The sequence below is a fragment of the Duganella sp. HH101 genome (genome assembly GCF_001758795.1).
GTDB lineage: Bacteria > Pseudomonadota > Gammaproteobacteria > Burkholderiales > Burkholderiaceae_D > Rugamonas > Rugamonas rivuli.
In genome coordinates this window covers 1-835 of record NZ_LRON01000069.1, presented here as the reverse complement: position 1 = coordinate 835, position 835 = coordinate 1, and the positions used below count along the sequence as shown (strand labels likewise).

The window sequence follows — 835 nt, the reverse complement described above, 5'->3', positions numbered from 1 at the left end:
GGCCGAGGTGTGGGGACTGGCGACGTAGCCCAGCTCCTCCAGGTCGGCCATGATGTTGCGGATGGTCGCCGGCGACAGGTCCAGGCCGGAGATCTTGGACAGGGCGCGCGAGCCCACCGGCTGGCCGTCCGCGATGTAGCGTTCGACTAAGGCCTTGAGCAAGGTTTGTGCGCGGGTATCGAGTTGCATGGTCATTTACTAATGGTAGTTCCTCTTATTATGCACGCTCTGCGGGCGCTGGGGGCCGCCGCGTGGCGTCAATGCTGCATTTGCCCGCGCACCCAGGCCAGAAGTTCGTCAAAACCGGCACAGATGGCGTCCGGCGCGATGCCCGCCTCCAGGTGCGCGGCGCTGCCGCCCCGGTTCATCCACACCGCCCGCAGGCCGGCGCGCTGCGCGCCCTGCACGTCCAGCCGCAGGTCGTCGCCGACGTAGACGGCGTCCGCCGGCGCCACGCCCATCGCCGCGCAGGCGGCCAGGAAGATCGACGGGTCGGGCTTGGCACGGCCGAAGCGCGACGAGGCCAGCACGGTGTCGAAATGGTGGTGCAGGCCGATGACTTCAAGGTCGGCGTTGCCGTTGGTGATCACGCCCAGCCGCAGCATGCCCTGCAGCGCGGCCAGCCCGGCCGCCACGTCGTCGAACGGCGTAACGGCGTTGCGGCGTTCGTGGAAGTGCCGCATGGCGCCGTCGATGTGGGCGGCGTCGGCGCCGGTCTCGGCGAAGACTTGTTCCAGCGCCACGCGGCGCAGCTGGTACAGGTCGACCACCAGTTCCGGCCGCTGCTCCAGCAGCGCCATGCGGCGGGCCCGCAGCTCGGCCACGCTGTAGCGCT

Annotated in this window: 1 protein-coding gene and 1 pseudogene; both read right to left on the bottom strand. The window is 69.7% G+C overall.

Translation table 11 applies throughout. The features are described from left to right. Positions 1-189 (bottom strand): annotated as a pseudogene (locus DUGA2_RS32315) (heat-inducible transcriptional repressor HrcA); the annotation flags it as partial. A gap of 68 nt (positions 190-257) precedes the next feature. Further along, the coding region (locus DUGA2_RS32310) for an HAD family hydrolase (protein ID WP_070273340.1) at positions 258-835 on the bottom strand (578 nt) is incomplete at its 5' end.